Source organism: Streptomyces odontotermitis, from assembly GCF_050510915.1.
Lineage (GTDB): Bacteria > Actinomycetota > Actinomycetes > Streptomycetales > Streptomycetaceae > Streptomyces.
Window position 1 is genome coordinate 1 of the sequence record NZ_JBNJLS010000003.1, and the last position, 23,595, is coordinate 23,595.

Here is a 23,595-nt window from a genome sequence, read left to right on the forward strand (position 1 = left end):
GAGGCCGTTTATGGAATGGATCGGGCATCAGGGAGAATGATCCTTCTTTCACGATGTACCAGGAGATCCATGCATAAGCGTCATCCCTTGCTCGTTCTCGGACTCATGGCTGCCTTCACTCTCGGCACGTCGGCCTGCGGTCCTTCCGATGACAAGCCTTCGAGCGCCTCGGGGGAATCGGCGCGGACGTCTGCGTCCGACCGTGCCGCTCCGTCAGCCAGTGCCTCTGCCAGCGCAGCCAAAGGGCCTGGGCTCAAGGGGGCGCAGCCCGCGTTCTTCCTCAAGACCATTCGCGACAACTATCCGGATCTGGATCGCATCGGTGATGAGGAGCTCGTCGCCCATGGGGATGCGCTCTGCACTGTCCGGGGAGCAGCCATCGGGGACCAGTTCAAGAAGACAGTGCGGGAACTCGGCATCAGCAAGAAGCAGGCATCGCGCATCACCGGTGTCGCGCATGGGCTCTGCTATCCAGGCAACAACACCACGTCGTAGGTGATGTAGGTGATGTAGGCGATGTAGGCGGTCGGGGGCGACGGCGCGGTGGCCGGTGGTGTCAGGACGGCTTCACCAATTTCGTGTCGTACGCCAGGATCACCGCCTGTACCCGGTCCCGTGCCCCCGTCTTCGCCAGGATGCGGCCCACGTGCGTCTTCACCGTCGACTCCGCGAGATGGAGTCGCGCGGAGATCTCCGCGTTCGTCCAGCCCTGGCCGATGACCGTCAGGATCTCTCGTTCGCGGTCCGTCAGGGAGGCGATGCGGGGGTCGTGGACAGGGTTTCCGGGGGAGCCGGGGGCGTCGGGGAGCTGGTCCACGTAGGCGTCGAGGAGGCGGCGGGTCAGGCTGGGGGCCACCACCGCGTCGCCGGTGGCGACCGCGCGGATGCCGGAGAGGAGCTCCTCCGGCTGGGCGTCCTTGACGAGGAAGCCGGAAGCGCCGGCGCGCAGACCCGCGTACGCGTACTCGTCGAGGTCGAACGTCGTCAGGATCAGGACGCGGGTGCGGTCGCCCGCCGCGACGATGCGGCGCGTGGCCTCGATGCCGTCGAGGCCGGGCATGCGGATGTCCATGAGGGCGACGTCCGGGCGGAGCTCGGAGGTGAGGCGGACCGCCTCCGCGCCGTTGCCCGCCTCCCCGACGATCGTCATGTCGTCCTGGCTCTCCAGGAGCATCCGGAAGCCGAAGCGCTGCATGGGCTGGTCGTCGACGATGAGCACCGTGGTCACTGTGTTCCGCTGTCCTTTGCGAGAGGGGAGAAGGACGGGAGGTGGAGGTGGACTCGCCAGCCGCCCGTGGTGCCGGGGGCCGGGCCCGCCTCAAGTGTGCCGTCGTACAGGGCGGTTCGCTCGCGCATGCCCGTAAGACCGCGGCCCGGGGCCGAAGACGCCGAAGACGCCGAAGACGGTGTCCCGCCGGTGCCTGTGTCCGTGACCGTGGCCGTGACGCCGTCCGGGGTGGCGGAGATGTCGACCGTCGCTGTCGCCCCGGGGCCGCCGTGCTTGAGGGTGTTGGTGAGGGCCTCCTGCACCACGCGGTAGACCGTGAGCTGGCTGCCCGGGGGGAGGGCGTCGGGGTGGCCCTTGACCGTGCTGCGGACGGGGAGGCCCGCGGCCCGTACGCCGTCGAGGAGTTGGGCCAGGTCGGTGAGGGCCGGCTGCGGGGTGAGGTCGGCGGGGGCCGCGGCGGTCGCGGGGGTGTCGTCGCGGAGGACGTCGAGGAGGCGGCGGAGTTCGCCGAGGGCCTGGCGGCTGGTGGAGCCGATCGCTTCGAGGGCCTGGGCGGCGCGCTCGGGTGACTTCTTGGCCGCGTACGAGCCGCCGTCCGCGAGGCCCGTGATGACGGAGAGGTTGTGGCCGATGATGTCGTGCATCTCGCGGGCGATGCGGGCGCGTTCGGCGGCCGCGGAGAGCTGGGCCTGCTGGTCGCGCTCGACCTCCAGCTGGCGGGCCCGCTCGACCAGGGCCTGTGTGTAGTCCTGGCGGGAGCGGACGGCGATGCCCGCGAGGGCGACCAGGGCGAAGGACCAGATCTGCGGGACGATCAGCTGGTCCCAACTGCCCTTCGGATAGCGGACGATGCTGGCCGCCATCGGCAGCGTCGTCATCGCGGCCGCCCAGCCCAGGGTCTTCAGGGGCAGCCGCAGCGCGATGTTGAAGACGACGACGAACTGGATCAGGGCCGACTGCAGCCAGGCGCCCGTCCAGTTGCTGACCACGTTCGCCGCGGTCATCACCGCGAGGGCCACGAGCGGGTGGCGGCGGCGCCACAGCACCGGCACGGACAGGCCCACGCTCATCAGGAAGACCAGCCACCCCGCCACGTGGTCATTGGCCGCGGTGGTGCGCCAGCCGCCGGACGCGTCGGTGAGCGACGCGATCACGAAGACCACCGTCACCAGCACGTCCCAGGGCAGCGGGTGGCGCCTGTCGTAGGCGCGCACCCGCTGGGTGAGGCGCTGCAGGTACTGGGTGAGGGGGTGCGGCTCGGTGGCCGCCCCCTGCTCCCTTGTCTCGGTCACGGTCTCATCCTCGTACAGCGAGGACCCGGCCTCGTAGAGCAAGAGCTTTCTCTCAGACGTCGCGGCGCTTCAGGAGCAGCGCCGCCGCCGTGAGGATCGCCGCCGCCCAGACGGTGAGGGCGAGCAGGGCGGTGCCGGGGGCGACGGTGTTCTCCACCCGGGCCACGGAGCCGAGGGCGCTGGACGCCTGGGCGGGGAAGTACCGCAGGGACTTCTCCACGGCGTCGAAGGGCAGCATGCCCAGCACCCCGGGCAGGACAAGGACCGCGCCCACGAACGCGCCGATCGCGCCCGGCACCGAGCGCAGCATCGCGCCGAGGGACAGGGCGATGACGCTGAGCAGGGTGATGCCCGCGGCGCTGCTCGCGAGGGCGCCCAGGACGCCGGAGTCGCCGAGGGAGAGCGCCTTGTCGGTGTCGCCGAGCCAGATCTGGGCGACGAGGAACGTGACGACGTTCGTGACGAGGGCGAGGGTGAAGGCGATGGCGGTGAACATCGCGGCCTTCGACCACAGGACGGGGAGGCGGCGCGGGACCGCGGTCATGGTGGCGCGCACCAGGCCCGTCGAGTACTCGCCCGCCGTGACGAGGATGCCGAGGAAGGCGATGCAGACCTGGGAGAGCTGGGTGCCGAAGAGGGTGAAGACGACGGTGTCGATCTCGGCGTCGTCGCCGTCGTAGGTGGCGCCCATGATGATGCCGACACCGAGGACGAAGGCGCTCGCCAGGGCCAGGGTGATCCAGGTGGAGCGCAGGGACCACAGCTTGTGCCACTCGGAGCGCAGGACGCGGGCGTGCGTCACCTTGTAGGGGTGCGCGGTGGTGGGAGCGGTGGCGGTGGCGGTGACGGTGGCGTTCATGCGGGGACTCCCGTAGGGGTGGTGCCCCGAGGGGCGGTGGTGGCCTGGTACTCGACGGCGTCGTGGGTGAGGTCCATGAACGCCTGCTCCAACGACACGGTGTGCGGGGTGAGTTCGAAGAGGGGGAGGGCGTGGGCGGCGGCGGTGCGGCCGATGTGCTCGGCGTCCGTGCCGCGCACCTCGAGGACGCCGGGGCTGTCGCTGGTGATCTCGACGCCGGGGCCCGCGAGCAGCTCGCCGAGGAGGCCCGCCTCGGGGGTGACGACCTTGACGGAGCCGGTGCCGGACTGCCGTACGAACTCGTCGACCGTCGTGTCCGCGAGCAGCCGGCCGCGGCCGATGATGACGAGGTGGTCGGCGGTGAGGGCCATCTCGCTCATCAGATGGGAGGAGACGAGAACCGTACGGCCTTGTGCGGCAAGGGACTTGAGGAGGTTGCGGATCCACAGGACGCCCTCGGGGTCGAGGCCGTTGACCGGCTCGTCGAGGATGATCGTGGCCGGGTCGGCGAGGAGGGCGGCGGCGATGCCGAGGCGCTGGCCCATGCCGAGCGAGAAGCCCTTGACGCGCTTGGCGGCGACCTCGCGGATGCCCGCCAGGTCGAGGACGGCCTCGACGCGGGAGCGCGGGATGCCGTGGGTGTGGGCGAGGGCCATGAGGTGGTGGAAGGCCGAGCGGCCGGGGTGGACGGAGCGTGCCTCCAGGAGGGCGCCCACCTCCTGGAGGGGAGCGGGGTGGGCGGCGTAGGCGCGGCCGCCGATGGTGGCCCGGCCGCGGGTGGGGGCGTCGAGGCCGAGGAGCATGCGCATCGTCGTCGACTTGCCCGCGCCGTTGGGGCCGAGGAAGCCGGTGACGGCGCCGGGGCGGACCTCGAAGGAGAGGTCGTCGACGACGGTCTTGGCGCCGTAGCGTTTGGTGAGTCCGTGTGCCCGAATCATGGTGTCGATCGTGCCCGGCGTGCGGGCCGGGTCCGTCGGACCGGGGGTGGGACGTGGGCGGTGGGCGTAGTACCGGGGTACGACGGAGGGGGTGGCCCTTGTCAGGGTGCCCCCTGGGTCGTACGGGGTGCTCAGGGGCTGGGCCCTTACGGGCGCGGTGCCTGCCGGCACTCGGCCCTGCGGTGGCGTCGGTGGTGCCCAGGTGCCCAGGTGCCTAGGTTCCTACGGGGAGTTCGGCGTCCGGCCAGCGGGTGCGGCCCTGTTCCTGGGAGCGGAGCAGGGCCAGGGTCGCCAGGCCCCGGTCCGCTCCGCCGGTGAGCAGCTCCGGCAGCTGGGGCAGGGGGGCCACCGCCGCGACGTCGTCCAGGACGAGCGTCATTGGTGGGTCGAGCCGACCGGAGGATGACCGTTCGGCCATGCGCCGGCCGTGCTCGACCACGCTTGAGGTGAGCGCCGTCAGCAGGGGCATCGCACCGGGCCCCAGACGGGACTTGGGGTCCTCGATGGCCTCACCCACCACAAAAAGCGTGCCCCCTTCATTGATGAAGGAATCCAGGGCAAGCGCATCAGTTCGGTTTGGTGTGCATGCTTCACGGATGTTCACGGTGAAGAGCGCGGAGAAGGAGCGGGCGATCAACTCCTGTGCCATGTCGCGGCGTTCGGGATAGGCGGTGAGGGCCGCCTCCAGTTCGCCCGCGGCTCCGGAGGACGCCTTGGGGTGCGTACGGAGGATGCGTACGGCTTCTTGGACCTGGGTGCCCTGGGCCCAGCGGTGCACGTGCTTCATCGGCTTGCCGTCGACGGCGGCGGCGTGCAGGAAGCTGCGCAGGAGCGTTTCCGCCGTGTCGGCGAGCGCGGAGTCCAGCTTGGCGGTGGGCCGGGTCGGGGCGAGCAGGGCGGTGGCCCGCCGGGTCGCCGTGTCCTTGTCCTCGCAGCCCGCGGTGGGGCTCCAGTGGAGGCGGGCCGGGGTGTCGCAGAGGTGGGCGGGGTCGTAGAGCAGGACGGGGCCGAGCTTGGCCCGCGCGTCCTTGCTCTCCTCCCACAGGGTGGGGTCGGAGGTGACCACGAGGGTGGCGCCCTCGGAGTCCTGGATGGCTTGCACCGCGTGGGGGCGGCGGGTGTTCGGGTCACCCAGGACCAAGGGCGTACGGGGGGTGGGAACTGGCTTTGCCAGGGGGACCGTTGTGGGTGGGGCACTCTGCTCCTCGCCTCCGGCGCGGGCTGGTTCCTCCTCGCCTCCGGCGCGGGCTGGTTCCTCCTCGCCTCCGGCGCGGGCAGTTTCCTCCGCCCCTCCGGGGCGGTTCTCCCAACCGCCCACCCTTGCTTGCTCCTCCGGAGCACGCTGCTCCGCGCCTCCGGCGCGTGGGCTCACCTGCTCCTCCCGCCGCGCCCTCCGCACCGCCCTCCACCTCGTCACCGTCCCCATCACGAACACTGTCAGGACCAGCAGCACCATCACCTGGCCGATGAACAGGCCCCAGAACAAGCCGTATCCGGACAGCTCGGCCTTCGGGGTCTGTGGCCAGGCGCCGGGGATGTCGTGGGGGGCGCCGATCAGGGAGCGCATGGCCAGGGGGGTGTGCGCGAAGGTGACGTTCGTCGGCCAGGAGCCCTTGGCGAAGAGGCCCGCGAGGCCCGTCGCCGACCAGGTGAGCAGGGCCATGCCGAGGACGAAGCCGAGGAAGCCCACCAACAGGCCGTCGGGGATGCCCCGTTGGGGGGAGACGCGACGGCCGTCGCGCCGCTCCTCGTAGCGCTCCCCTTGCCCGTACTGGTTGCCTTGTCCGTACTGGTTGCCTTGTCCGTACCGGTTGCCTTGTCCGTACCGGTTGTCGCGGCCGTCACGCATCGGGCGTCCCACCTGTCACGCCACCGTCGACTCGGACGACGAGGGACCGTTCATCTGCCGCTCCATATAGGCCGCACGCTCCTCCGCCTCCAGTTCGGCCGCGCGCAGCGGGTCGTCGTCGGCGAGACCGGTGAGGTCGGAGGACGACTCCGTCATGGCGCGGTCGGTGAAGACCAGGGGGCGTTCCGTCTCGGTGATCAGGTGTTTCACTACCTGGACGTTGCCGTTCACGTCCCAGACGGCGATGCCGGGCGTGAGGGTCGGGATGATCTCGACCGCCCAGCGGGGCAGTCCGAGCACCCGGCCCGTCGCTCTCGCCTCGTCCGCCTTCTGGGCGTAGATCGTGCGGGTCGACGCCATTTTCAGGATCGCCGCCGCTTCCTTTGCCGCCGCTCCGTCCACCACGTCCGACAGGTGGTGGACCACCGCCACGAAGGAGAGGCCGAGCCGGCGGCCGAACTTCAGCAGGCGCTGGAACAGCTGGGCCACGAAGGGGGAGTTGATGATGTGCCATGCCTCCTCGACCAGGAAGATGCGCTTCTTCCGGTCGGGGCGGATCCAGGTGTGCTCCAGCCAGACGCCGACGATCGCCATCAGGATCGGCATGGCGATCGAGTTCCGGTCGATGTGGGAGAGGTCGAAGACGATCAGGGGCGCGTCGAGGTCGATGCCGACGGTGGTCGGGCCGTCGAACATGCCGCGCAGGTCGCCGTCGACCAGGCGGTCCAGGACGAGGGCCACGTCGAGGCCCCAGGCCCGTACGTCTTCTATGGCGACGTTCATCGCCTCGGCCGACTCCGGTTCGGGGTGGCGGAGTTGCTCGACGATGTCGGTGAGGACGGGCTGGCGCTCCACGATCGTCTCGTTGACGTAGGCGTGCGCGACCTTGAGGGCGAAGCCGGAGCGCTCGTCCAGGCCGTGGCCCATCGCGACCTCGATGATCGTGCGGAGCAGCGCCAGCTGGCCCGTCGTCGTGATCGCGGGGTCGAGGGGGTTGAGGCGGATGCCGTGGTCGAGCGCGGCCGTCGGGTCGAGGCGAATGGGAGTTATGCCCAGCTCCTGGGCGATGAGGTTCCACTCGCCGACGCCGTCCTCGCCCTGTGCGTCGAGGACCACGACCTGGCGGTCCTTGAACCTCAACTGGCGCAGTACGTACGTCTTTTCCAGGGCCGACTTGCCGTTGCCGGACTCGCCGAGCACCAGCCAGTGGGGTGCCGGGAGCTGCTGCCCGTACAGCTGGAAGGGGTCGTAGATGTAGCCCTTGCCGGAGTAGACCTCGCGGCCGATGATCACGCCGGAGTCGCCGAGGCCCGGTGCGGCCGTCGGCAGGTAGACGGCCTGGGCCTGGCCGGTGGACGTGCGGACGGGAAGTCGGGTCGTCTCGACCTTCCCGAACAGGAAGGAGGTGAAGGCATCGGTGAGGACGGACAGCGGATCCCGCATCTGAGCTCAGCCTCTACCTTCGGATGCCGGTGGCGAACGGGAGCGTGTTCACGAAGGCCCGGTGGTGCTCGCGGTCGCACCACTCCAGCTTCAGATACGACTTCCCGGCGGAGGCGCGGATGGTGCGCTTGTCGCGGGCGAGTGCCTCCGGGGAGCGGGAGGAGACGGTGATGTAGCCGACGAGGTTCACCCCGGCCGCGCCGCTCGCGAGGTCCTCGCCGCGCTGGTCGAGGCGGGTGTGCGAGGCGACGTCGCGGGGGTCGACGGTGCGGTTCATCTTCGCGGCGCGGGACGCCTCCGCCTCGTCGTTGGTCTTCTCGGTGAGCATCCGCTCGATGGCGACCTCGGTGGGTTCGAGGTCCATGGTGACGGCGACGGTGCGGATGACGTCCGGGGTGTGGACGAGGAGCGGGGCGAGGAAGTTGACCCCGACCGGTGTCATCGGCCACTCCTTCACCCAGGCCGTGGCGTGGCACCAGGGGTCGCGCGTGGAGGACTCGCGGGTCTTGGCCTGGAGGTAGGTGGGCTCCATCGCGTCGAGCTCGGCGGGCCAGGCATTACGTTTCGTCATCGCCTGGATGTGGTCGATGGGGTGGTCCGGGTCGTACATGGAGTGCACGAGGGAGGCGAGGCGTCCCTGCCCGAGGGGCTGGCGCACGCGGATGTCGGCCTCCTGCAACCGCGAGCAGATGTCGGTGAGTTCACGCGCCATGACGATGGCGAGCCCCGCGTCCCGGTCCAGCTTCCTGCCCCCGTGGGGACGGGCCGCGCGGGCCATCGCGTGGGCCTCGGCGGCCAGGTCGCGGGAGTAGTGCATGCAGGCCACGAGGTAGGCGCGGTGCTGCTCGCTGCTCGTCGACACCATGGACTGGAGCTGGTCGTAGGACTCCTGGAGCCAGGGCAGGGCACGGTCGTCGCCGCGTACGGTGACGTCCTTGGCGTGTGCGTCCGGGTCGGCGGGCAGGGTGCGCGCGAGCATCTGGAGGCGCGTCACGAAGCCGTCGCCGTTGGCGACGTGCTTCAGGAGCGTCCCGAAGCGGTCGACGAGGGCTTCCTGGTCCTCGGAGTCCCGCAGCCCGACGCCCGGCCCCTCGATCTCGATGGCGGCGGTGACGGTGCGCCGGTCCGCGTGGAGGAGGACGGCGATCTCGTCGGGACCGAAGGGCGCCGCGAGCCAGCTGATGCGGCCGATTCCGGGGGGCGGTCCGACCTCGATCTCCCGCCCGTCGAACCGGACACCGGCCTCGGGGGCGGCGGACCGGTAGGCGGTCCCGCGCCGCAGGCTCCGCTTGTAACTGCGGTTGATCTCGAACCACTTGTAGAACGTCCGGTGCTTGTACGGGACGTACACCGCCGCGATCGCGAGCATGGGGAAGCCCATGAGCAGCACGATGCGCAGGGACAGGACGGGGACGAGGAGTCCGCACATCATGCCGAGGAAGGCCCCGCCGATGATGAGTGCGATCTCGCCGGTCTCGCGGTTGCGGCCGACGATCGCGTTCGGCCGTGCTCGGCCGATGAGATATGTGCGGCGGGGCGTGACCGGTGGGGACACGTGGGACTGGGTCGTCAACGCCCTTCACCTCCCGTGCGGTTGGTTCTGCTGTTGCCGGTGGGACGGGTGCTGCGGTTGCCCGCGTGCGGGGTGTTGGTCGCGCTGCGGGGCTGGGGTGCGGCGGAGGGGACAGATCCGCCGCCGTTCGAGGAGCCTCCGGAGGGGCGGCTGCTGTGGGCGGCGACGCCGCCGGTGGCGGGGTTGGCGGGCTTGCTGAGGTTGAAGCCGCCCCCGCCCCCGCCTCCGCCGTCGCCGCCGCGGCCGCTGTGGGCCTTGATGCCCTGGGACACGAGGGAGGCCGGGGAGCTGATGACGGCGGCGGCGCGGTTCTCGGCGCCGCGCGAGAGGCGGTTGTTGCGCACGCTGGCCATCTCGTCGCCGAAGCCCGGCACGAACCGGTAGATCATGGCGCTGGCGAAGATGGCCAGGACGATGATGGCGAGGCCCGAGACGACGGCGGACAGCGAGTCGGCCTTGCCGTCCGGGCCGTCGGAGAGGGCGCCCGCGAGGCCGAGGACGATGACGATGACGGGCTTCACGAGGATGACCGCGATCATGATCCCGGCCCATCGGCGCACGTGCCCCCAGAGGTTCTTGTCGACCATCCCCGAGTACACGACGGTGCCGAGCAGCGCGCCCACGTAGAGGAGGGCGGCGCGGATGAAGAGTTCGAGGCCGAGGATGCCGGCGGCGAGGATCGAGACGAGGGAGACGACGATCAGCATGATCGGCCCGCCCCCGATGTCGTTCCCCTTGTTGAGCGCCTCGGAGAACGTCCCGAAGAACTGGTCGGTCTGGTCGCCGGTGGACTTCGTGAGCACTTCGGTGACGCCGTCGGTCGCCGAGACGAGGGTGTACAGGACGAGGGGCGTGAACGCGGAGGCGAGCACGGTCAGCCAGAGGAACCCGACGGCCTCGGAGAGCGCGGTGGTGAGCGGGACGCCGCGGACGGCGCGCTTGGCGACGGCGAGCAGCCACAGGAGGAGGGTCAGGATCGTGGAGGCCGCGAAGACGACGGCGTACTGCTGCAGGAACTTGGGGTTGGTGAAGTCGACGTTCGCCGTGTCCTTCACGGCGGAGGACAGCTTGTCGACGGTCCAGGAGGCGGCGTTGGCGCAGCCCTTGGCGAGGGAGGAGAGGGGGTCGATGGTGGAGTTGTCGAGGGGGCCATCGGTGGGGTACTTGCCAGTATTTCCCCCGCTACCGCCGCTGTTGCCCCCTTCGCAGTACTTCTTGGCGGGGCCCGTCATGAGGTCGCACGGATCGTCTGACGGCTTTGGATCCGGTGCGGCGAAAGCACGCGAAGCCAGCACTACGGCAGTCGTTTGAACAGCGGCGACTACACCCGTCAGCCTGAGCACGAACCGTGGGTTACCTGGCATACGTGAACCCTCCGTACTCTTCCACTGCCTTGCTGATGTCATCGGAGGCTGATGCAGGCTCATCTCCCGGGACCGGCGTTGGACCGGTCTTCTGCGCGGCTGACTCGATCTTCCAGTCACCGTTGGTCCAGCGCAGCTCGAACGTCCAGGTCTGCCACGTCGAACTGACGGGGTTCGTCGACCGCTGTCCGGACATGCCGAGAAGAGCCATGTACCAGACCGAGACCTTGGCGTTGTCCTTGCTATGGCTCTGCACCTTGGTACCCACCGGGATGGTGCGCGATACGAAGGTGTTGCCCTGCGGAGCCTCGCCGTTGGCGTCAAGGCCGAGCTTCTTGAGGAACTTGGAGGAGTACAGGTCGTTCATGGGGCCACGCAACCTGCTCGCGGCGGTGGGGGTGTAGATGGAGCCGACGATGCCGTGCCGACTCTCTGCCTTGAACATTCCGGTCCCGCCGAGCGCAACGGCGTAGTTCGACGCCGCACTCTGCGCCCCCTGCTCATCATGCGCAAACCCCGAAGGAATCCCCGAGCTCTTCCCCCCCACCGGCTTCGTCCCGCTCGCCGCCGTCGGGGCCGAGCCCGGCTTCTTGCCCTCTGCGTCACCGCCTCCGGATGACCCTCCGTCATCCCCTTGGTTGGCGAAGGCGATTGCCGCGATGAGGAGGACCACCACGCCCACCACCGTGACCAGGCTGCGGGACGACGAGCGGCGCGGGGGTCTGCGTGGGGTGCCGTAGACGTCGGAGTCGCCCTCGGGGAGGCGGGTGCGGGTCTCGCCCGAGCCGCCGTAACCGCCGCCCTGATCCTCGCCGAGACTCATGCCGCGTACGCCCCCTCAATCTCTCGTCGAACCGCCGTGTACGCCACGTTCGACGGTAGCCATGCTGATTCCCGCGTGGGCGGGGTGTGGTGACTCGGCATCAGGGACATCCGGGACATCGGGGAGTTGCAACCTCGGAGGGGGACGGGGAGGGGGCTAGACGGCCATCCCGTACACGATCGTGAAGAGCGTGCCGAGCGAGCCGATGATGAAGACTCCTGTCAGGCCCGCGATGATCAGGCCCTTGCCCTGCTCCGCGCTGAACGTGTCGCGCAGCGCCGTCGCGCCGATGCGCTGCTTCGCGGCGCCCCAGATCGCGATTCCGAGGCAGAGGAGAATGGCCACGGCCATCACCACCTCGATCATCACGCGTGCCTCGTTGCCCAGGCTCCCGAAGGGGCCCCAGTCCGGCGCGATTCCACCGATGATGGTGGTGATGTCGCCCTTCTCGGCTGCCAAAAGCATGTGTAACTCACCGCCCCTAGTGGGTAGTTCCGTGCCCTCTGCGTCACTCTGCGCACCTTGTCTACCGCAGAGCAGAGGTCAGCTCATTCTCGCTGACAATTGCCCTTGTGCAGCGCGACTTGACGTCATTCGTTGGCTGACTTCGGGCGCGAGGCGCAGGACGGTATACGAAGGAACGTATGGTCACTCTGTGTATCACGCGTGATGACGCCGGGCAATGAGCGTCCGGCGTGGTGACCGTGCAGGTCACAGCGGTGAGGCGGGGACGTCGGTCACGACGTAGGTGCAGTCGGTGTAGCGGTAGCCGGGTTCGACCTCGGTGCCGTCGGCGTGGTCGGCGATCGCGCCGAAGGGGCCCGCGCCGCGTTTGTGGAGGAAGTGGTAGTCGCCCGGGGGCAGGTGGAGGGTGGTGGTGGGGTAGGTGTGGCCGGTTCCCGCCCTGCATGCCTTGTGGCTGCCCTCGGCGCTGCTGGCGTAGGTGTGGCAGCCGGTGCAGGCGGGGAGCCGGAGGCGGCCGGTGACGGGGCCGGTGTAGAGGATCTCGACCGGGCTCGGGCCGTCGTTCTTGATGGTGAAGTCGACGCGGGGGCCGCCCGGGGGGTGTGCCGGCGGGAGCCTGCGGCCCGCCTGGGGGCGCTTGGCGGCGATCTCGGCGGCGATGGCGATGTCCTGGGCGCGGGCGGCCCTCCGGTCGTGGGGGTGTGCGGCCGTGAAGGAGCGGAGCGTCCGGGTGGCCCGCTCGAACCTGCCGTCCTTGAACTCGTCGATCCCGCAGGCGTAGTGGCCCTCGCGCGCCGCGTCGGCGGCGGTGCGGGCGAGGCGGCGCGCGGTGCGGGTGGGCAGGCCGCGGGCGGTGGCGCGCAGGGCGCGGAGCTCGTCGGTGGCGCGGCAGGGCTCGGCGCCGTCGAGGGCGGCGGTGCGGCGGGCGATGGCGGTACGGAGGGTGGGCTCGACCCGCGCGGCCTGGCTGGAGTGCGGGAAGGTGCGCATGAGTTGGCCGAGGTAGTTGTCGCTGGTGCCGTTCTCGTTGGTGCCGGTGCCCAGGGCGTCGGTCCCGCACGCGTAGAGGGAGGTGGCGAGGCGCTCGTCGGGCCAGCGGGCGAGGGCGCGCAGGCGGTGCCGGTCCATGGTGCGGGGGAGGGGGAGCGTGCGCAGGTGCTTCAGGGGCTCGATGGCGTCGCAGTACCGCTTCTCGGCGTACGGGGCGGCGACGGCCCTGTAGTACGCGGCGAGGCGGTCGGGGACGCGGTGGGCGGCGCGGGAGCCGGGGTGCCGGTCGGCGAGGTCGAGGTAAAGGGCCAGCGCCTGGCCGTACTTGCTCGCTTCCGGGCCGTCGAAGGGCCGCCCCTCGGCGGAGGCGAGGAGCCGGTCGGCCCGGTCGAGCCGGTCGAGAAGCATCCGCTCGACGGCCTCGTCCTGCGCGGCCCGGTAGGCGAGGGCGGCGCCGGTGGGGACGGCCAGCAGGGCGAGGCCGAGGGGGAGGGACAGGGCGAGGGGCAGGGCGAGGGGCAGGGCGAGAGGGCGGCTGTGCCCCGCCGGGCGGGGCGTGTGTGTCGCCCTGCGTGCGGCGTCGGCTGCCGCGAGGGCGAGGAAGACGAGGTAGCCGATGAGGACGCCGCCGGGGACGCCGTTCACGTCGACGGGCAGCGCGAGCAGGAGGAGCGTGCCGGTCGCGGCCCAGCAGAGGGCGGCGAGGGGCCGGCAGCGCAGGAGGACGTAGCCGAGGCCGAGGCCGGAGAGGTTGAGGAGGGCGGCGGTGAGGGGGGTGAGGACGCGGGTGAGGGGGTGGGGGCGGGGAGTCGTCGCCGGTGCCGTGGGTTCGGCGGGTCCTGTCGGTGGTCCGTCCGCTGCCCTCATCGGCGCCCCCGGCCGTACGACGGTGGGGCGTCGGCGTGTGCATCGCAGAGCGCCCGATTCCCTTACCATCCGGGACGGTTGGGCAGGGCGTCAATCACCAGAAGGCGGGCCCTTCGGACACTTCAGTCCGGGGTGTTCGCGGGGGACACACGCGTGGGAGGAGTCCCAGCCGTGGACCGCGGGCGTACCCCCGTACGACCCCCGTGCCTCGCGGTCCACGCGCCTTGGAGCTTAATGCGCTCGCGCGCGCATTAAGGTGCTCACACGCTACCGAGACGGGTGCGCGAGGCGCAAACGCATACCCGCGGTAGCGGCGGTCGGCGGCGTGAAGATCCGGTGCACATTGATCGCGGACTAGATTGGGCGCCGATGACTGAGCGACCGGAGCAGCAGCCGGGACGGCCGGAGCAGCGCCAGGAACTGACGGGGCAGCGCCAGGAACGGCAGGGGCCGCAGCCGGAGCAGCCGGGCGAGCCCGGGCGCCCTCCGCACGGCGCCGCCCGGCCGGGCGGGCGCACCGCCCGCACCCGCGCGGCCGTGCTCGCGGCGGCGCTCGGCGAACTCGACGAGGGCGGGTTCGGCGCCCTGACCTTCGACCGGCTCGCCGCCCGCTCCGGCGTCCACGTGTCCACGCTGCGGCGCCGCTGGCGCACCGTCGAGATGGTCATGGTCGACCTGCTGCTCCAGCACGCGAGCGGAACCATCCCGACGCCGGACACCGGCGGCCTCCACGACGACCTGTACCAACTCGCCCGCAACATCGCGGACTTCCACGCCGTGCCGCGCAACCGGAGACTCATCGAGGGGATCGTGGTGGCGGCCGCGCACGACCCGGGGGCGGCCGAGGTCGTACGGAATCTGTTCGTCGCGCGCATCAAGCAGGTCAGCGCGATCGTGGTGCGGGCGGCCGAGCGGGGCGAGGTGCCCGCCGACACGGACCCCGACGAGGTCATCGAGGCGATGGGCGCCCCCTTCTACTACCGGATCCTGATCCTGCGCGGCCCCATCGACGACCGGCTGGTCCAGCTGAGCGCGGAGGCGGCGTACCGGGCGGCGGTGGCGGGGGTGTTCGGCGGGGCGGCGCCCGGGGAGTGCGGGTGAGGGTGGGTCAGCCCTCCACGAAGTGGTCGAACTCCCCCGCCCGTACGCCCAGTACGAAGGCGTCCCACTTCTTGCGGGTCGTGGTGACGAGGTTCTCGGGGGCGCTGGTCTCGCGGAGGTGGACCGGGTCGTCGTCGCCCGTGCCCTCGCTCTTGCCGAAGGTGATCTCGATCCGGGGGCCGGGGCCGGTGTCCCCTTCGGAGGTGGACTCCTTGAGCGTGCGGAGCAGGGTGCCGAAGGTGGTGGGGGTGGTGTGGAGTATCGCCTTGGTGGGGTCGGCGCTTTCGGTCAGTTGGACCGTTTGGGAGGTGGGGGCGGCTACGTGCACGCAGGAGCTTCCCTCGGAGCAGTACGACGACTTCTGCCAGCTGGAGGTCATGGGTGTCCCTTCACAGGTCCTGGATGAGGGCATGGATGAGGTCTCGGGTCTTGCCGGGGGTGAGAGCCACGGTGTCCAGACGCTCGAAGAGCGTGCGGTACTTGTGCAGCTGGGCTTCGGCATCGAGGAACGCCAAGCCGTGTGACTGGTCGAGGTACACGGTGTCCAGTGGGGGTACGGGGCCGTGCACGTAGTAGATCGACTGTCCGGAGCCGGGGTAGGCGCCTGCGTCGAACGTGATCGCGCGGAGAGTGATGTTGTCACGCTGGCTCATGTCGAGCAGGTGCTGGAGTTGCTGCCGGGTCACGCCGGAACCGCCGACCCTCATGCGCAGGGCGGCCTCGTGCACGATGGCTTCGTAAGGTACGGGGCTGTCCCGGTACAGCACCGCCTGCCGCTTGATGCGGAAGGAGAGGCGGTGCTCGATGTCGGGCGGTGAGAGCTCCGTGACCGCCTGGCGGAAGATCTCGCGGGCGTAGTCATGGAGCTGGAGCAGCCCTGGGATTCGGGCCGTGACGCTGTCGCGCAACGACTGGGCGTGATGCTCCAGTTCGGCCAGGTCCAGCAGCGCGCTGGGCAGGAGGTCGCGGTATTCCTCCCACCAGCCGCGTGTGCGGTCGGCTGTCATCTCGCTCAGTGCCTCGACGAGGGCCTTGTCGTCACAGTCGTAGTGGCAGGCCATGAGGCGTACGCGTTCAGGGCTGACGCCCACGCGCCCTGCCTCCGTGTTGCTGATCTGGTTCTGCTTCACGCCCAAGAGTTGACCGGCCTGAGTGGCGGTGAGCCCCGCGCGCTCGCGCAGTTTGCGCAGCTCGGCGCCGAACCGGAGTTGACGACCCGTTGGGTTGCTTCGCACGGGCTGCCCCGCCTCCTTGGTGCTGGTGGTCACCCACACGAGTGGCAGTTAACTGAGTCCCTCAGATTCGGTTAACGCGTTAACGGGGTCCCGCTACCTTATAGCTCGGGCCTCCGCCTGGAAGAACCCCGCTCGACGGAGCGGCATCGTCACCGGGCACCACCGTGCAACTCCCCGCCACGAACGGAGACTTCCATGCCTCACACCGTATCCCCGCCCTGGGCCTACACCCTCCAACTCCCCCACGATCCCCGCGCCCCCGGCATCGCCCGCGCCACCCTCCGCGCCGTCCTCTCCACTTACGGCCTCGCCGAACTCGCCCCCACCGCCGAGCTGTTGGCCGCCGAGATGCTGACCAACGCCCACACGCACACCGAGGGCCCGTACGCGCTCCGCCTGCGGGCGACGGCCGCCGAGCCGCATCGGGTCCGCGTCGCCGTGTGGGACTCCGACCCGAAGATCCCCCCTGGCTTCAGCGGCTCCCCCACCCCCGTACAGCCAGGAGCGGACATGGCCGAGGACGGGCGCGGTCTGCACCTCGTGCGGGCCTGCGCAGACGCCTGGGGCGCGTACTCCCTCGGCGGGGCCGCCCCGGCCGGTGGCGGAAAGCTGATGTGGGCGGAGTGTGGCCCCTCAGAAGATCGAAGATGAGATGGGCCTGCGCGTGCAGGTGGTGGGAGGAAAGCTCGTGATGTCCCCCGACTCCGCGTGGCCAGCACGCGGGCGTGATCTATCAGCTCGAAGAGCTCATCAGGCCCCAGCTGCCCTCCGAACTCGTGGCTCCCGAGACGGTGTCCGTCGCTGGTTGCTGGATCCGCGGGACATCGAGCTTGCCGTCGAGGTCATTACCCCGTCCGAGAAGTCCAGAGCGATCGCCGACAAGAACGACTGGTACGCCCTCGCCGGTGTCGCCACCCTCCTCGTCATCGACCCGAGGCACGGGACGTGGGCGCTGCACACCCGGCCCGAGGGGGGCTCCTACCAGGACGTGCTGCCGGGCAAGTTCGTACGGGGACCCGGCGCGCCGGTCGGGGTGAGCCGCCGCTCCGGCGGTGCCGGCGGCCTGAACTGACGGGAAGAACTCTTGCGGCGGGCTCCGTCACCCACGAGGCTTGATCTTTCCGGGGGCGGGGAGGCGGTCGAACCGTGGAGAACATCGAGAACGAGGGCGCCGCACGCCGCGCCGCCGAGCTCCAACAGGCCCGTACCCCAGGAGAGTTCGTGGCGCTGCTGCGGCGCGTCAAGGAGGCTTCAGGACTCACGTACCGCGAGCTGGAGCTGCGCGCCGCCGAGCGCGGGGATCTCCTCGCGCGGTCCACCCTGGCGGGCGCCCTCTCGCGGGACGCGCTCCCGAAGCCGGAGCTGCTGGTGGCGCTGGTGCGGGTGTGCGAGGGAGAGGAGAGGGTGGGGGAGTGGCTGGCGGCGAGGGAGCGGATCGCGACGTCGCCGGCTCCCGCTCAAGCTCCGGCCCCTGCTTCAACTCCGGCCCCGGGGTCAGCCCCGGCTTCGGCCTCGGGCTCGGACTCAGCCGCCGCTCACGCCCCCGGCTCCGGGCTCTCCTCCGCCACCCCTCGCCGTGGCCGTCGCCACCGCCCGAAGACCCTCGCCCTCATCGGCGGCTCCGTCGTCGCCGTGGCCCTGATAGCCGTGGCCACCGCCGCCGCCCTGAACGGCTCCGGTGACGGGTCGTCCGGCGGACCGGGCGATGACTCCGAGCGGTCCGCCGCCGAACACCCGGCGGCGCGCGAGCAGGCCGTGCCGACGGGCGAGGTGCGCGTGCGGCCCGCCCGCGCGCCGGGGCTCTGTCTGACCGACGGGACGGCCAGGAGGGAAGGAGGGAAGGCGGCGTACGGCATGCCGGTCGCCGTCTTCCGCCCGTGTGCGGGCGCGGTGCCGCCCACGACATCCCTTGTACCGGTCGGGGGCGCGGGTGGTGACGGGGGCTACTGGGTGCAGTGGGTCCACCCCGACAAGGACAAGGGCAAGGGCTGTCTGAAGGCGTACGAGCCCGACGCGAAGTACGCGGCGCGAGGGCTGCTCGAACCCACGAACCACTGCGAGGGCGCCACCCGCTTCGACGTGGAGCCGCGGGGGAAGGGGCGGTTCGCGCTGCGGTTCGGGGACGGGCGGTGCGTGGGGGTGCGGGTCGAGGGCGAGGGCGCGGCGCCCGTCGCGGGGGCCGAGGCCGTGGTGCAGCGCTGCGGCACCGGCAAGGAGCAGCTCTTTGTGATCAGCGAGGTCTCGTCGGCCGTACGCGGCTGAGACCGTCGCCACCGGCCGTCCCGTCGTACTCACCCGGCGAGGGTCCCCCCGTACCCCTCGCCGGGTACGGGAAAGACGTTGCCGGTGCCGTGGCCTGGGGGCAATCCGTAGGGGCTGTCCCGGACAGTCCGGGACAGCCCCTACGGATAGCCCGCTCTCCCTCAGCCGAGGTCCCGCACGAAGCAGACCCGGTCGAGGCCCGGCCCGTCGTAATCCTTGTGCACCGGCAGCCCGTCGACCTCCCGGTCGCCCGGTTCGAGGGTGAAGCCCAGCGCCCGGTGGAAGGCGAGGGAACCCGTATTGGTGGGGGACGTGACCGAGCGGACGCGGGTGCGGCCGGCGTCGGCGGCCTGCCGGAAGAACGTCTCGTACAACGCGCGGGCCACGCCCTGGCCGCGCAGAGCCGGGTCCACGCCCACGAAGTGGATGTACGCCTCGTCCGGGGCGTCCGCCTCGGAGGGGTGGAAGCCGACCAGGAACGCCCGGACCGTCCGGCCCGCCCGTCCCGAGGGGTGGTCCGGGGCGCCCGGGGAGTCCGGGTCCTCCACCACGAGGCTCGTGCGCGAGAAGAACTGCAGGAACAACTTGGGCAGGAGCAGGGAGAGTTCGCGCATCTGGGCCGGGGTGCGGTCCGTCCACCACGTCTGGACCGCCGCGACGATCGCGGGGTGGTCCTCCGGGCGGGCGGGGCGCGGGACGTATGGGGTGGAGGGGGAAGCCGAAGCCGAAGCCGAAGCCGAAGCCGAAGTCGAAGTCGAAGCCGAAGTCATGGGAGCAGTCCTCGCCGAACTCGCGCGCGCGTAAACCAGCGCGTTCAGCAGACGTTTATGGCGCTCCGCCATGCTGGATGCCAGAAGGAAGGAAAGGGGCGGAGCGACGTGACACGGGCCACGGGGGACGGTGTCACACGAGACGGCGCCACGGGGGACCCGCGCGATTCGGGGGAATCGGGGGAAACGGGGGAACGCGGGGCGACAGGTGCCGGGCTCGACGCTCCGCTCCGGTTCCGGATTCTGGGGCCGCCGCGCGCGACCCGTGACGGTACGGGGGTGCCGCTCGGGTCGCCGCAGCAACAGGCGCTGCTCGGCGTCCTGTTGCTGCACGGCGGCCGGGCCGTCGGGGCCGCTCGGCTCATCGACGCACTCTGGGGAGAAGCGCCGCCCGCGCGGGCTCGGGGGACCCTGCGCACCTATGCCTCGCGGCTGCGCGGCGCCCTCGAACCGGGGCGTACCGCGCGGTCCGCGGGGACCGTGCTCGTGTCCGTGGGGGACGGATACGCGCTCAAGGCCGCGCCCGGCGCCGTCGACGCGCTCGCCTTCGAGCGGTGCGTGCGGGAAGGGGAGGCGCTCGGGCTCGCGGGGGACGAGGCGGGCGCCCACGCACTGCTCGGGGAGGGGCTCGGCCTGTGGGGCGGCGGGGGCGCCCTCGCCGGGGTGCCGGGGCCCTACGCGGAGCGGCAGCGGGAGCGGCTCGGCGAACTGCGGCTGCACACCCAGGAGTTGCTGCACCAGTACGGGATGGCTCTCGGGCGGCATGCCGAGTCCGTGCGCGAGCTGACCGTGCTCAGCGCCGCCCATCCGCTGCGCGAGCGGCTCCGGGCCCTGCTGATGCTCGGCCTGTACCGGTGCGGGCGCCAGGGCGAGGCCCTCGCCGTGTACGCAGACGCCCGCCGCACCCTCGTGGCCGAGCTCGGCGTCGACCCCTCTCCCGAACTCGCCGGTCTGCACGCCCGCATCCTCGCGGGCGACCCCTCGCTGGCCGTGGCGCACGCTCCGGATGCCGGTCGCGCCCCCCTCACCCCCTTCGCCACCCTCGCTCCCGGGCTGGTGTCCAGGACCCCCGGCGTGCGCATCCGGCCCCGTCAACTCCCGTCCGACATCGCCGACTTCACCGGCCGCGACGGCAGCGGCGGCCATCTGCGCGAGCAGCTGCTGCGTGCAAGCGCGAGTGCAAGCGCGAGCGACGGCGACGGCCACGGCGGAGACCGCGAAGACGGCGGCGGAGCCGACGGCCTCGTCTGCGTCGTCCTCACCGGAGCCGGCGGCATCGGCAAGTCCGCGCTCGCCGTGCACACCGCGCACTCGCTGCGCGACCACTTCCCCGACGGCCAGCTCTTCGTCGACCTGCGGGGGTTCTCGTACGCCGCCTCCGACGGCGGAATCCCGGGCGAGCCCGCCGACCCGGGCGCCGTGCTCGGGGCCTTCCTGGAGGCGCTCGGCGTCACCAAGGACTTCGTGCCGGAGGGGGTGGAGCAACGGGCCGCGCTCTACCGGACGTTGCTCGCCGGGCGGCGCGTCCTCGTCGTGCTCGACAACGCGCGGGACGCCGAACAGGTCCTTCCGCTGCTCCCGGGCGGTGCGGGGTGCGCCGCCCTCGTCACCACGCGGAATCGGGCCCTCGTGCTGTTCGGGGCCGTCCCCGTCGACCTGGACGTGCTGACGGAGGACGAGGCGCTCGGGCTGCTCGCGGCCACCGCGGGGCGCGGGCGGGTCGAGCGGGAGGGGGAGGCCGCGCGGGCGCTCGTCGCGGCGTGCGGACGGCTGCCGCTTGCCGTACGGGTGGTGGGGGCGCGGCTCGCGGGGCGGCCCGCGTGGACCCTCGCCGCGATGCGGGACCGGCTCACGGGCGGGCGGCCGCTCCTCGCCGAGCTGCGCGCCGGGGACCTGGACGTGACGGCCGCCTTCCGGGTGGGGTACGAGGCGCTCACCGAGGAACAGGCGCGCGCCTTCCGGCTCCTCGCGCTGCCCGCGCTCACCGAGTTCGACTCGGACGTGGCCGCGGCGCTGCTCGGGACGGAGGTCGTGCGGGCGGAGGGCGTCGCCGAGGCGCTGGTGGACCTGGGTCTCCTCGAGACGCCGGGGGCGGGGCGGTACCGGTTCCACGACCTGCTGCTCGCCTACGCCAGGGCGCGCTGCGCCGAGCGCGAGTCGCGGGCCGAACGCCGCTGCGCCATGCGGCGGTTGCTCGACCACGTCCTGGCCAGCGCGCTCGCCGCCAAGCGGCTGCAGGAGCCGATGGGCGCGGCGGCCGGGGACCCGTACATCCTGCGGCCCGTCCACTACCGGCGGGCGCGGGACTTCCGCTCGCTGGAGGAGGCGCGCGCGTGGATCGCGGGCCGTGGGGAGCTGCTCGCTGCCGTCGCCGCGGCGGGGGTGCGGAAGCTGCCGGGGGCGCTGCGTACCGCCGTGGACCTGCTCTTCGTCTGGGTCAACTTGGTGGAGGACGTGGCCCAACGCCGGTCGTACGCGGGGCTGTTCGAGGAGGCGGCGCGGTGCGCGGCGGCCGCCGGGGACGCGGCGGCCGAGGCGCGGGCGCGCTGGCTGCGGGCCTATGTGCACGTCGACGACGGCGAGCACGCGCTCGCCAAGGAGCAGCGCGCCCTCGGCCTGCGCCGCGCCGAAGAGGCCGACGACACCTATCTGCGGGTGTTCCTCGCCGAGCACCTGGCCGCCGACTACGAGCGGGAGGGGGACACCGGGCGGGCCCTCGCGCACTACGAGGTCTGCCGCGCGCTGCTGCGGTCCGTGGGCGACACCGGCCATCTGCCGTGGCTGCTGGCCCGCATGGCGCCCTCCCTCGTGCTCGCCGGGCACGCCGAGCGGGCGCTGGCCGTCGCCGGGCGCGCCGTCGAGGCCGCGCAGGCGGGGCAGGACCCGACGTGTGTGGCGTTCACGGCGTACCAGCTGGGCACCGCGCTGCTGCTCGCCGGGCGGCCGGACGCCGCGAGCGGCAGGTTCCGCGAGGCCATCGGGCACCACCGGGCGCTCGGCCAGCACAAGCTGGAGGGGCGCTGTCTGGTGCGGCTCGCGCAGTGCGCGGTGGCCGAGGGGCGGCCCGAGGAGGCCCTCGCGCTCCTCGACGAGGCGCGGCCGCCCCGCGAACTCGTCGCCGACGTCACCTTCGAACCGGTCGCCGCGTCCGTCGCCGCCCGCGCCCGCCTCGCCGTCGACGGCCCCTGCGCCTCCGCCCTCGCCCAACTCCGGCAGATCGCCCCGCGGTTGTCGGGCACCGACGTCTACGAACCCGGCGCCGCCCGCACCGCCCTGCACACCCCGTGCGTCCCGCCCCCGCCCCCGCCCGGCACCTTTCCCCTCGTGGCCCCGCTCCCCGGACCCTTCACCGACCCGCTCACGCACCTCCGCGCGCACCCTCCGAAGCGACAGCCCCCGCCCTTACACTGAGCGGCGTCCGGCTTGGCATGAGCCGGTGGACTCCCGGCGCGTGTGGGGTGGTTGACGGTGCGTAAGGCGTGGCTGCTCACGGCCGTCTGCTTCAGCGGCGCGCTCAGCTTCATCGGGCTGCTCGTCATCGGGACGTTCATGGCCGCCGGGAGCCTCGCGGGCGGCGGGGGAGCGGGCGCCGCCGTCGGCCTCGCCAAGGGCGCCGTGCCCGCCACGTACCAGCCGATAGTGCAGAAGTGGGGCAACCTCTGCAAGGCGATCAACCCCGCGCTGCTCGCCGCGCAGCTGTACCAGGAGAGCGGCTTCAACCCGAACGCGAAGAGCCCCGCGAAGGCGCAGGGCATAGCACAGTTCATCCCCGGCACCTGGGCCACGCACGGCGTCGACGGCGACGGCGACGGGGACCGCGACGTCTGGGACCCCAAGGACGCCATCCCGTCCGCCGCCTCGTACGACTGCAAGCTGGCGGGCTATGTGAAGAAGGCCCCCGGCGACGCCACCAAGAACATGCTGGCCGCGTACAACGCGGGCGCGTACGCGGTGATCAAGTACGGCGGTGTGCCCCCGTACCGCGAGACGCAGAACTACGTGAAGACCATCACGACCCTGGCGAAGAGCTTCGCGCGCCCGGTCGGCCGGGTGCAGCCCTCGCGGCAGGCGGCGGGCGCCATCTACTACGCGCAGAAGAAGCTCGGCACCGAGTACCTGTGGGGCGGCAACGGCACCCCGGACCAGGGCGGCCGCTTCGACTGCTCGGGCCTGACGCTCGCGGCCTACCGCAGCGTGGGCATCTCCCTGCCGCGCGTCGCCAACGACCAGTACAACGCGGGGCCGCACCCGAAGCGGGACGAGCTGCTCCCGGGCGACCTGGTCTTCTTCTCGGACGACCTCACCAATTCCCGCGCCATCCGGCACGTCGGGATCTACGTCGGCGGCGGCTACATGATCGACGCCCCGCGGACCGGAGCAGTGATCCGCTTCGACCCCGTCGACACCCCCGACTATTTTGGCGCGACTCGCGTCACCAAGGACGGCGCGCAGGCCGGAACGAGGCCGAGTACACGCCCGGCGTAGGCCCGCGCACGGCGACGCCCGGGGGCGCTCGGGGGCGTGATGTGGCTTGAA

General features: G+C 71.7%; 20 protein-coding genes and 2 pseudogenes. 7 read left to right on the forward strand and 15 right to left on the reverse strand.

Going from position 1 to position 23,595, the window contains the following annotated elements; all coding sequences use genetic code 11:
* A pseudogene (locus tag ACQB60_RS10695) lies at positions 1-495 on the forward strand (hypothetical protein); the annotation flags it as partial.
* Positions 496-556: 61 nt separating this feature from the next.
* Here ACQB60_RS10695 and ACQB60_RS10700 read toward each other — a convergent pair.
* The 11 genes from ACQB60_RS10700 to ACQB60_RS10750 form a co-directional block, all read right to left on the reverse strand.
* A complete protein-coding gene (locus ACQB60_RS10700) occupies positions 557-1,228 on the reverse strand; it encodes a response regulator (protein ID WP_384850880.1) in 672 nt (223 codons plus the stop codon).
* Complete coding sequence (locus tag ACQB60_RS10705) at positions 1,225-2,520, reverse strand: sensor histidine kinase (RefSeq protein WP_496925672.1); 1,296 nt, start codon at positions 2,518-2,520, stop codon at positions 1,225-1,227. Before ACQB60_RS10705 ends, ACQB60_RS10700 begins: the two co-directional genes overlap by 4 nt.
* Positions 2,521-2,572: 52 nt before the next feature.
* Positions 2,573-3,379: an ABC transporter permease gene (locus ACQB60_RS10710; protein ID WP_496925673.1), complete on the reverse strand. Its 807-nt coding sequence runs from the start codon at positions 3,377-3,379 to the stop codon at positions 2,573-2,575.
* Complete coding sequence (locus ACQB60_RS10715; RefSeq protein WP_496925674.1) at positions 3,376-4,317, reverse strand: ATP-binding cassette domain-containing protein; 942 nt, start codon at positions 4,315-4,317, stop codon at positions 3,376-3,378. Before ACQB60_RS10715 ends, ACQB60_RS10710 begins: the two co-directional genes overlap by 4 nt.
* Positions 4,318-4,531: 214 nt before the next feature.
* Complete coding sequence (locus ACQB60_RS10720; RefSeq protein WP_496925675.1) at positions 4,532-6,166, reverse strand: P-loop NTPase family protein; 1,635 nt, start codon at positions 6,164-6,166, stop codon at positions 4,532-4,534.
* A 15-nt stretch (positions 6,167-6,181) separates the two neighbouring features.
* Positions 6,182-7,609, reverse strand: coding sequence for an ATP-binding protein (locus tag ACQB60_RS10725; RefSeq protein ID WP_496925676.1), 1,428 nt, complete (start codon positions 7,607-7,609; stop codon positions 6,182-6,184).
* A 13-nt stretch (positions 7,610-7,622) separates the two neighbouring features.
* A complete protein-coding gene (locus ACQB60_RS10730; protein WP_496925677.1) occupies positions 7,623-9,182 on the reverse strand; it encodes an SCO6880 family protein in 1,560 nt (519 codons plus the stop codon).
* Positions 9,179-10,546, reverse strand: coding sequence for a hypothetical protein (locus ACQB60_RS10735; RefSeq protein ID WP_496925678.1), 1,368 nt, complete (start codon positions 10,544-10,546; stop codon positions 9,179-9,181). The genes ACQB60_RS10730 and ACQB60_RS10735 overlap by 4 nt, the downstream gene beginning before the upstream one ends.
* Positions 10,536-11,369, reverse strand: coding sequence for a DUF8175 domain-containg protein (locus ACQB60_RS10740; protein WP_496925679.1), 834 nt, complete (start codon positions 11,367-11,369; stop codon positions 10,536-10,538). The genes ACQB60_RS10735 and ACQB60_RS10740 overlap by 11 nt, the downstream gene beginning before the upstream one ends.
* 156 nt (positions 11,370-11,525) lie before the next feature.
* The gene (locus tag ACQB60_RS10745; protein WP_018527881.1) at positions 11,526-11,834 is read right to left on the reverse strand and encodes a DUF8827 family protein; all 309 of its coding nucleotides are present in this window, start codon (positions 11,832-11,834) and stop codon (positions 11,526-11,528) included.
* 246 nt (positions 11,835-12,080) lie between these two features.
* Entirely contained in the window at positions 12,081-13,691 is a 1,611-nt protein-coding gene (locus tag ACQB60_RS10750; protein ID WP_496925680.1) for a hypothetical protein, read from the reverse strand.
* A 369-nt stretch (positions 13,692-14,060) separates the two neighbouring features.
* On the opposite strand from ACQB60_RS10750, the gene ACQB60_RS10755 reads away from it, so the two are divergent.
* A complete protein-coding gene (locus ACQB60_RS10755) occupies positions 14,061-14,792 on the forward strand; it encodes a TetR-like C-terminal domain-containing protein (RefSeq protein WP_496925681.1) in 732 nt (243 codons plus the stop codon).
* Positions 14,793-14,799: 7 nt separating this feature from the next.
* On the opposite strand, the gene ACQB60_RS10760 is transcribed toward ACQB60_RS10755, so the two are convergent.
* The 3 genes and pseudogenes from ACQB60_RS10760 to ACQB60_RS10770 form a co-directional block, all read right to left on the reverse strand.
* Positions 14,800-15,021, reverse strand: coding sequence for a DUF397 domain-containing protein (locus ACQB60_RS10760; protein WP_496926157.1), 222 nt, complete (start codon positions 15,019-15,021; stop codon positions 14,800-14,802).
* Positions 15,016-15,294: pseudogene (locus tag ACQB60_RS10765) on the reverse strand (DUF397 domain-containing protein); the annotation flags it as partial. The pseudogene ACQB60_RS10765 and the gene ACQB60_RS10760, both read right to left, overlap by 6 nt.
* Positions 15,182-16,027: a helix-turn-helix domain-containing protein gene (locus ACQB60_RS10770; protein WP_496925682.1), complete on the reverse strand. Its 846-nt coding sequence runs from the start codon at positions 16,025-16,027 to the stop codon at positions 15,182-15,184. The pseudogene ACQB60_RS10765 and the gene ACQB60_RS10770, both read right to left, overlap by 113 nt.
* Positions 16,028-16,222: 195 nt before the next feature.
* Between ACQB60_RS10770 and ACQB60_RS10775 the strand changes: the two genes are divergently transcribed.
* The 3 genes from ACQB60_RS10775 (at position 16,223) to ACQB60_RS10785 (ending at position 18,289) form a co-directional block, all read left to right on the forward strand.
* A complete protein-coding gene (locus ACQB60_RS10775; protein ID WP_496925683.1) occupies positions 16,223-16,678 on the forward strand; it encodes an ATP-binding protein in 456 nt (151 codons plus the stop codon).
* A gap of 40 nt (positions 16,679-16,718) precedes the next feature.
* Entirely contained in the window at positions 16,719-17,099 is a 381-nt protein-coding gene (locus ACQB60_RS10780; RefSeq protein WP_496926158.1) for a Uma2 family endonuclease, read from the forward strand.
* A gap of 74 nt (positions 17,100-17,173) precedes the next feature.
* Positions 17,174-18,289 (forward strand): hypothetical protein, encoded by a 1,116-nt coding sequence (locus ACQB60_RS10785; RefSeq protein ID WP_496925684.1) that lies wholly within the window; start codon positions 17,174-17,176, stop codon positions 18,287-18,289.
* Between the two features lie 161 nt (positions 18,290-18,450).
* Here ACQB60_RS10785 and ACQB60_RS10790 read toward each other — a convergent pair whose 3' ends face one another.
* Positions 18,451-19,059: a GNAT family N-acetyltransferase gene (locus ACQB60_RS10790; protein WP_496925685.1), complete on the reverse strand. Its 609-nt coding sequence runs from the start codon at positions 19,057-19,059 to the stop codon at positions 18,451-18,453.
* Between the two features lie 279 nt (positions 19,060-19,338).
* On the opposite strand from ACQB60_RS10790, the gene ACQB60_RS10795 reads away from it, so the two are divergent.
* Positions 19,339-22,470, forward strand: coding sequence for an AfsR/SARP family transcriptional regulator (locus ACQB60_RS10795; RefSeq protein ID WP_496925686.1), 3,132 nt, complete (start codon positions 19,339-19,341; stop codon positions 22,468-22,470).
* A gap of 57 nt (positions 22,471-22,527) precedes the next feature.
* The gene (locus ACQB60_RS10800; RefSeq protein WP_496925687.1) at positions 22,528-23,544 is read left to right on the forward strand and encodes a C40 family peptidase; all 1,017 of its coding nucleotides are present in this window, start codon (positions 22,528-22,530) and stop codon (positions 23,542-23,544) included.
* The last annotated feature ends 51 nt before the right edge of the window (positions 23,545-23,595 follow it).

Excerpts from the sequence above, each read along its gene's own strand:
- ACQB60_RS10710 (WP_496925673.1), bottom strand. The coding sequence starts at position 3,379 with ATGAACGCCACCGTCACCGCCACCGCCACCGCTCCCACCACCGCGCAC.
- ACQB60_RS10715 (WP_496925674.1), bottom strand. The coding sequence starts at position 4,317 with ATGATTCGGGCACACGGACTCACCAAACGCTACGGCGCCAAGACCGTC.
- ACQB60_RS10720 (WP_496925675.1), bottom strand. The coding sequence starts at position 6,166 with ATGCGTGACGGCCGCGACAACCGGTACGGACAAGGCAACCGGTACGGA.
- ACQB60_RS10725 (WP_496925676.1), bottom strand. The coding sequence starts at position 7,609 with ATGCGGGATCCGCTGTCCGTCCTCACCGATGCCTTCACCTCCTTCCTG.
- ACQB60_RS10735 (WP_496925678.1), bottom strand. The coding sequence starts at position 10,546 with ATGCCAGGTAACCCACGGTTCGTGCTCAGGCTGACGGGTGTAGTCGCC.
- ACQB60_RS10740 (WP_496925679.1), bottom strand. The coding sequence starts at position 11,369 with ATGAGTCTCGGCGAGGATCAGGGCGGCGGTTACGGCGGCTCGGGCGAG.
- ACQB60_RS10745 (WP_018527881.1), bottom strand. The coding sequence starts at position 11,834 with ATGCTTTTGGCAGCCGAGAAGGGCGACATCACCACCATCATCGGTGGA.
- ACQB60_RS10750 (WP_496925680.1), bottom strand. The coding sequence starts at position 13,691 with ATGAGGGCAGCGGACGGACCACCGACAGGACCCGCCGAACCCACGGCA.
- ACQB60_RS10755 (WP_496925681.1), top strand. The coding sequence starts at position 14,061 with ATGACTGAGCGACCGGAGCAGCAGCCGGGACGGCCGGAGCAGCGCCAG.
- ACQB60_RS10775 (WP_496925683.1), top strand. The coding sequence starts at position 16,223 with ATGCCTCACACCGTATCCCCGCCCTGGGCCTACACCCTCCAACTCCCC.
- ACQB60_RS10780 (WP_496926158.1), top strand. The coding sequence starts at position 16,719 with ATGTCCCCCGACTCCGCGTGGCCAGCACGCGGGCGTGATCTATCAGCT.
- ACQB60_RS10790 (WP_496925685.1), bottom strand. The coding sequence starts at position 19,059 with ATGACTTCGGCTTCGACTTCGACTTCGGCTTCGGCTTCGGCTTCGGCT.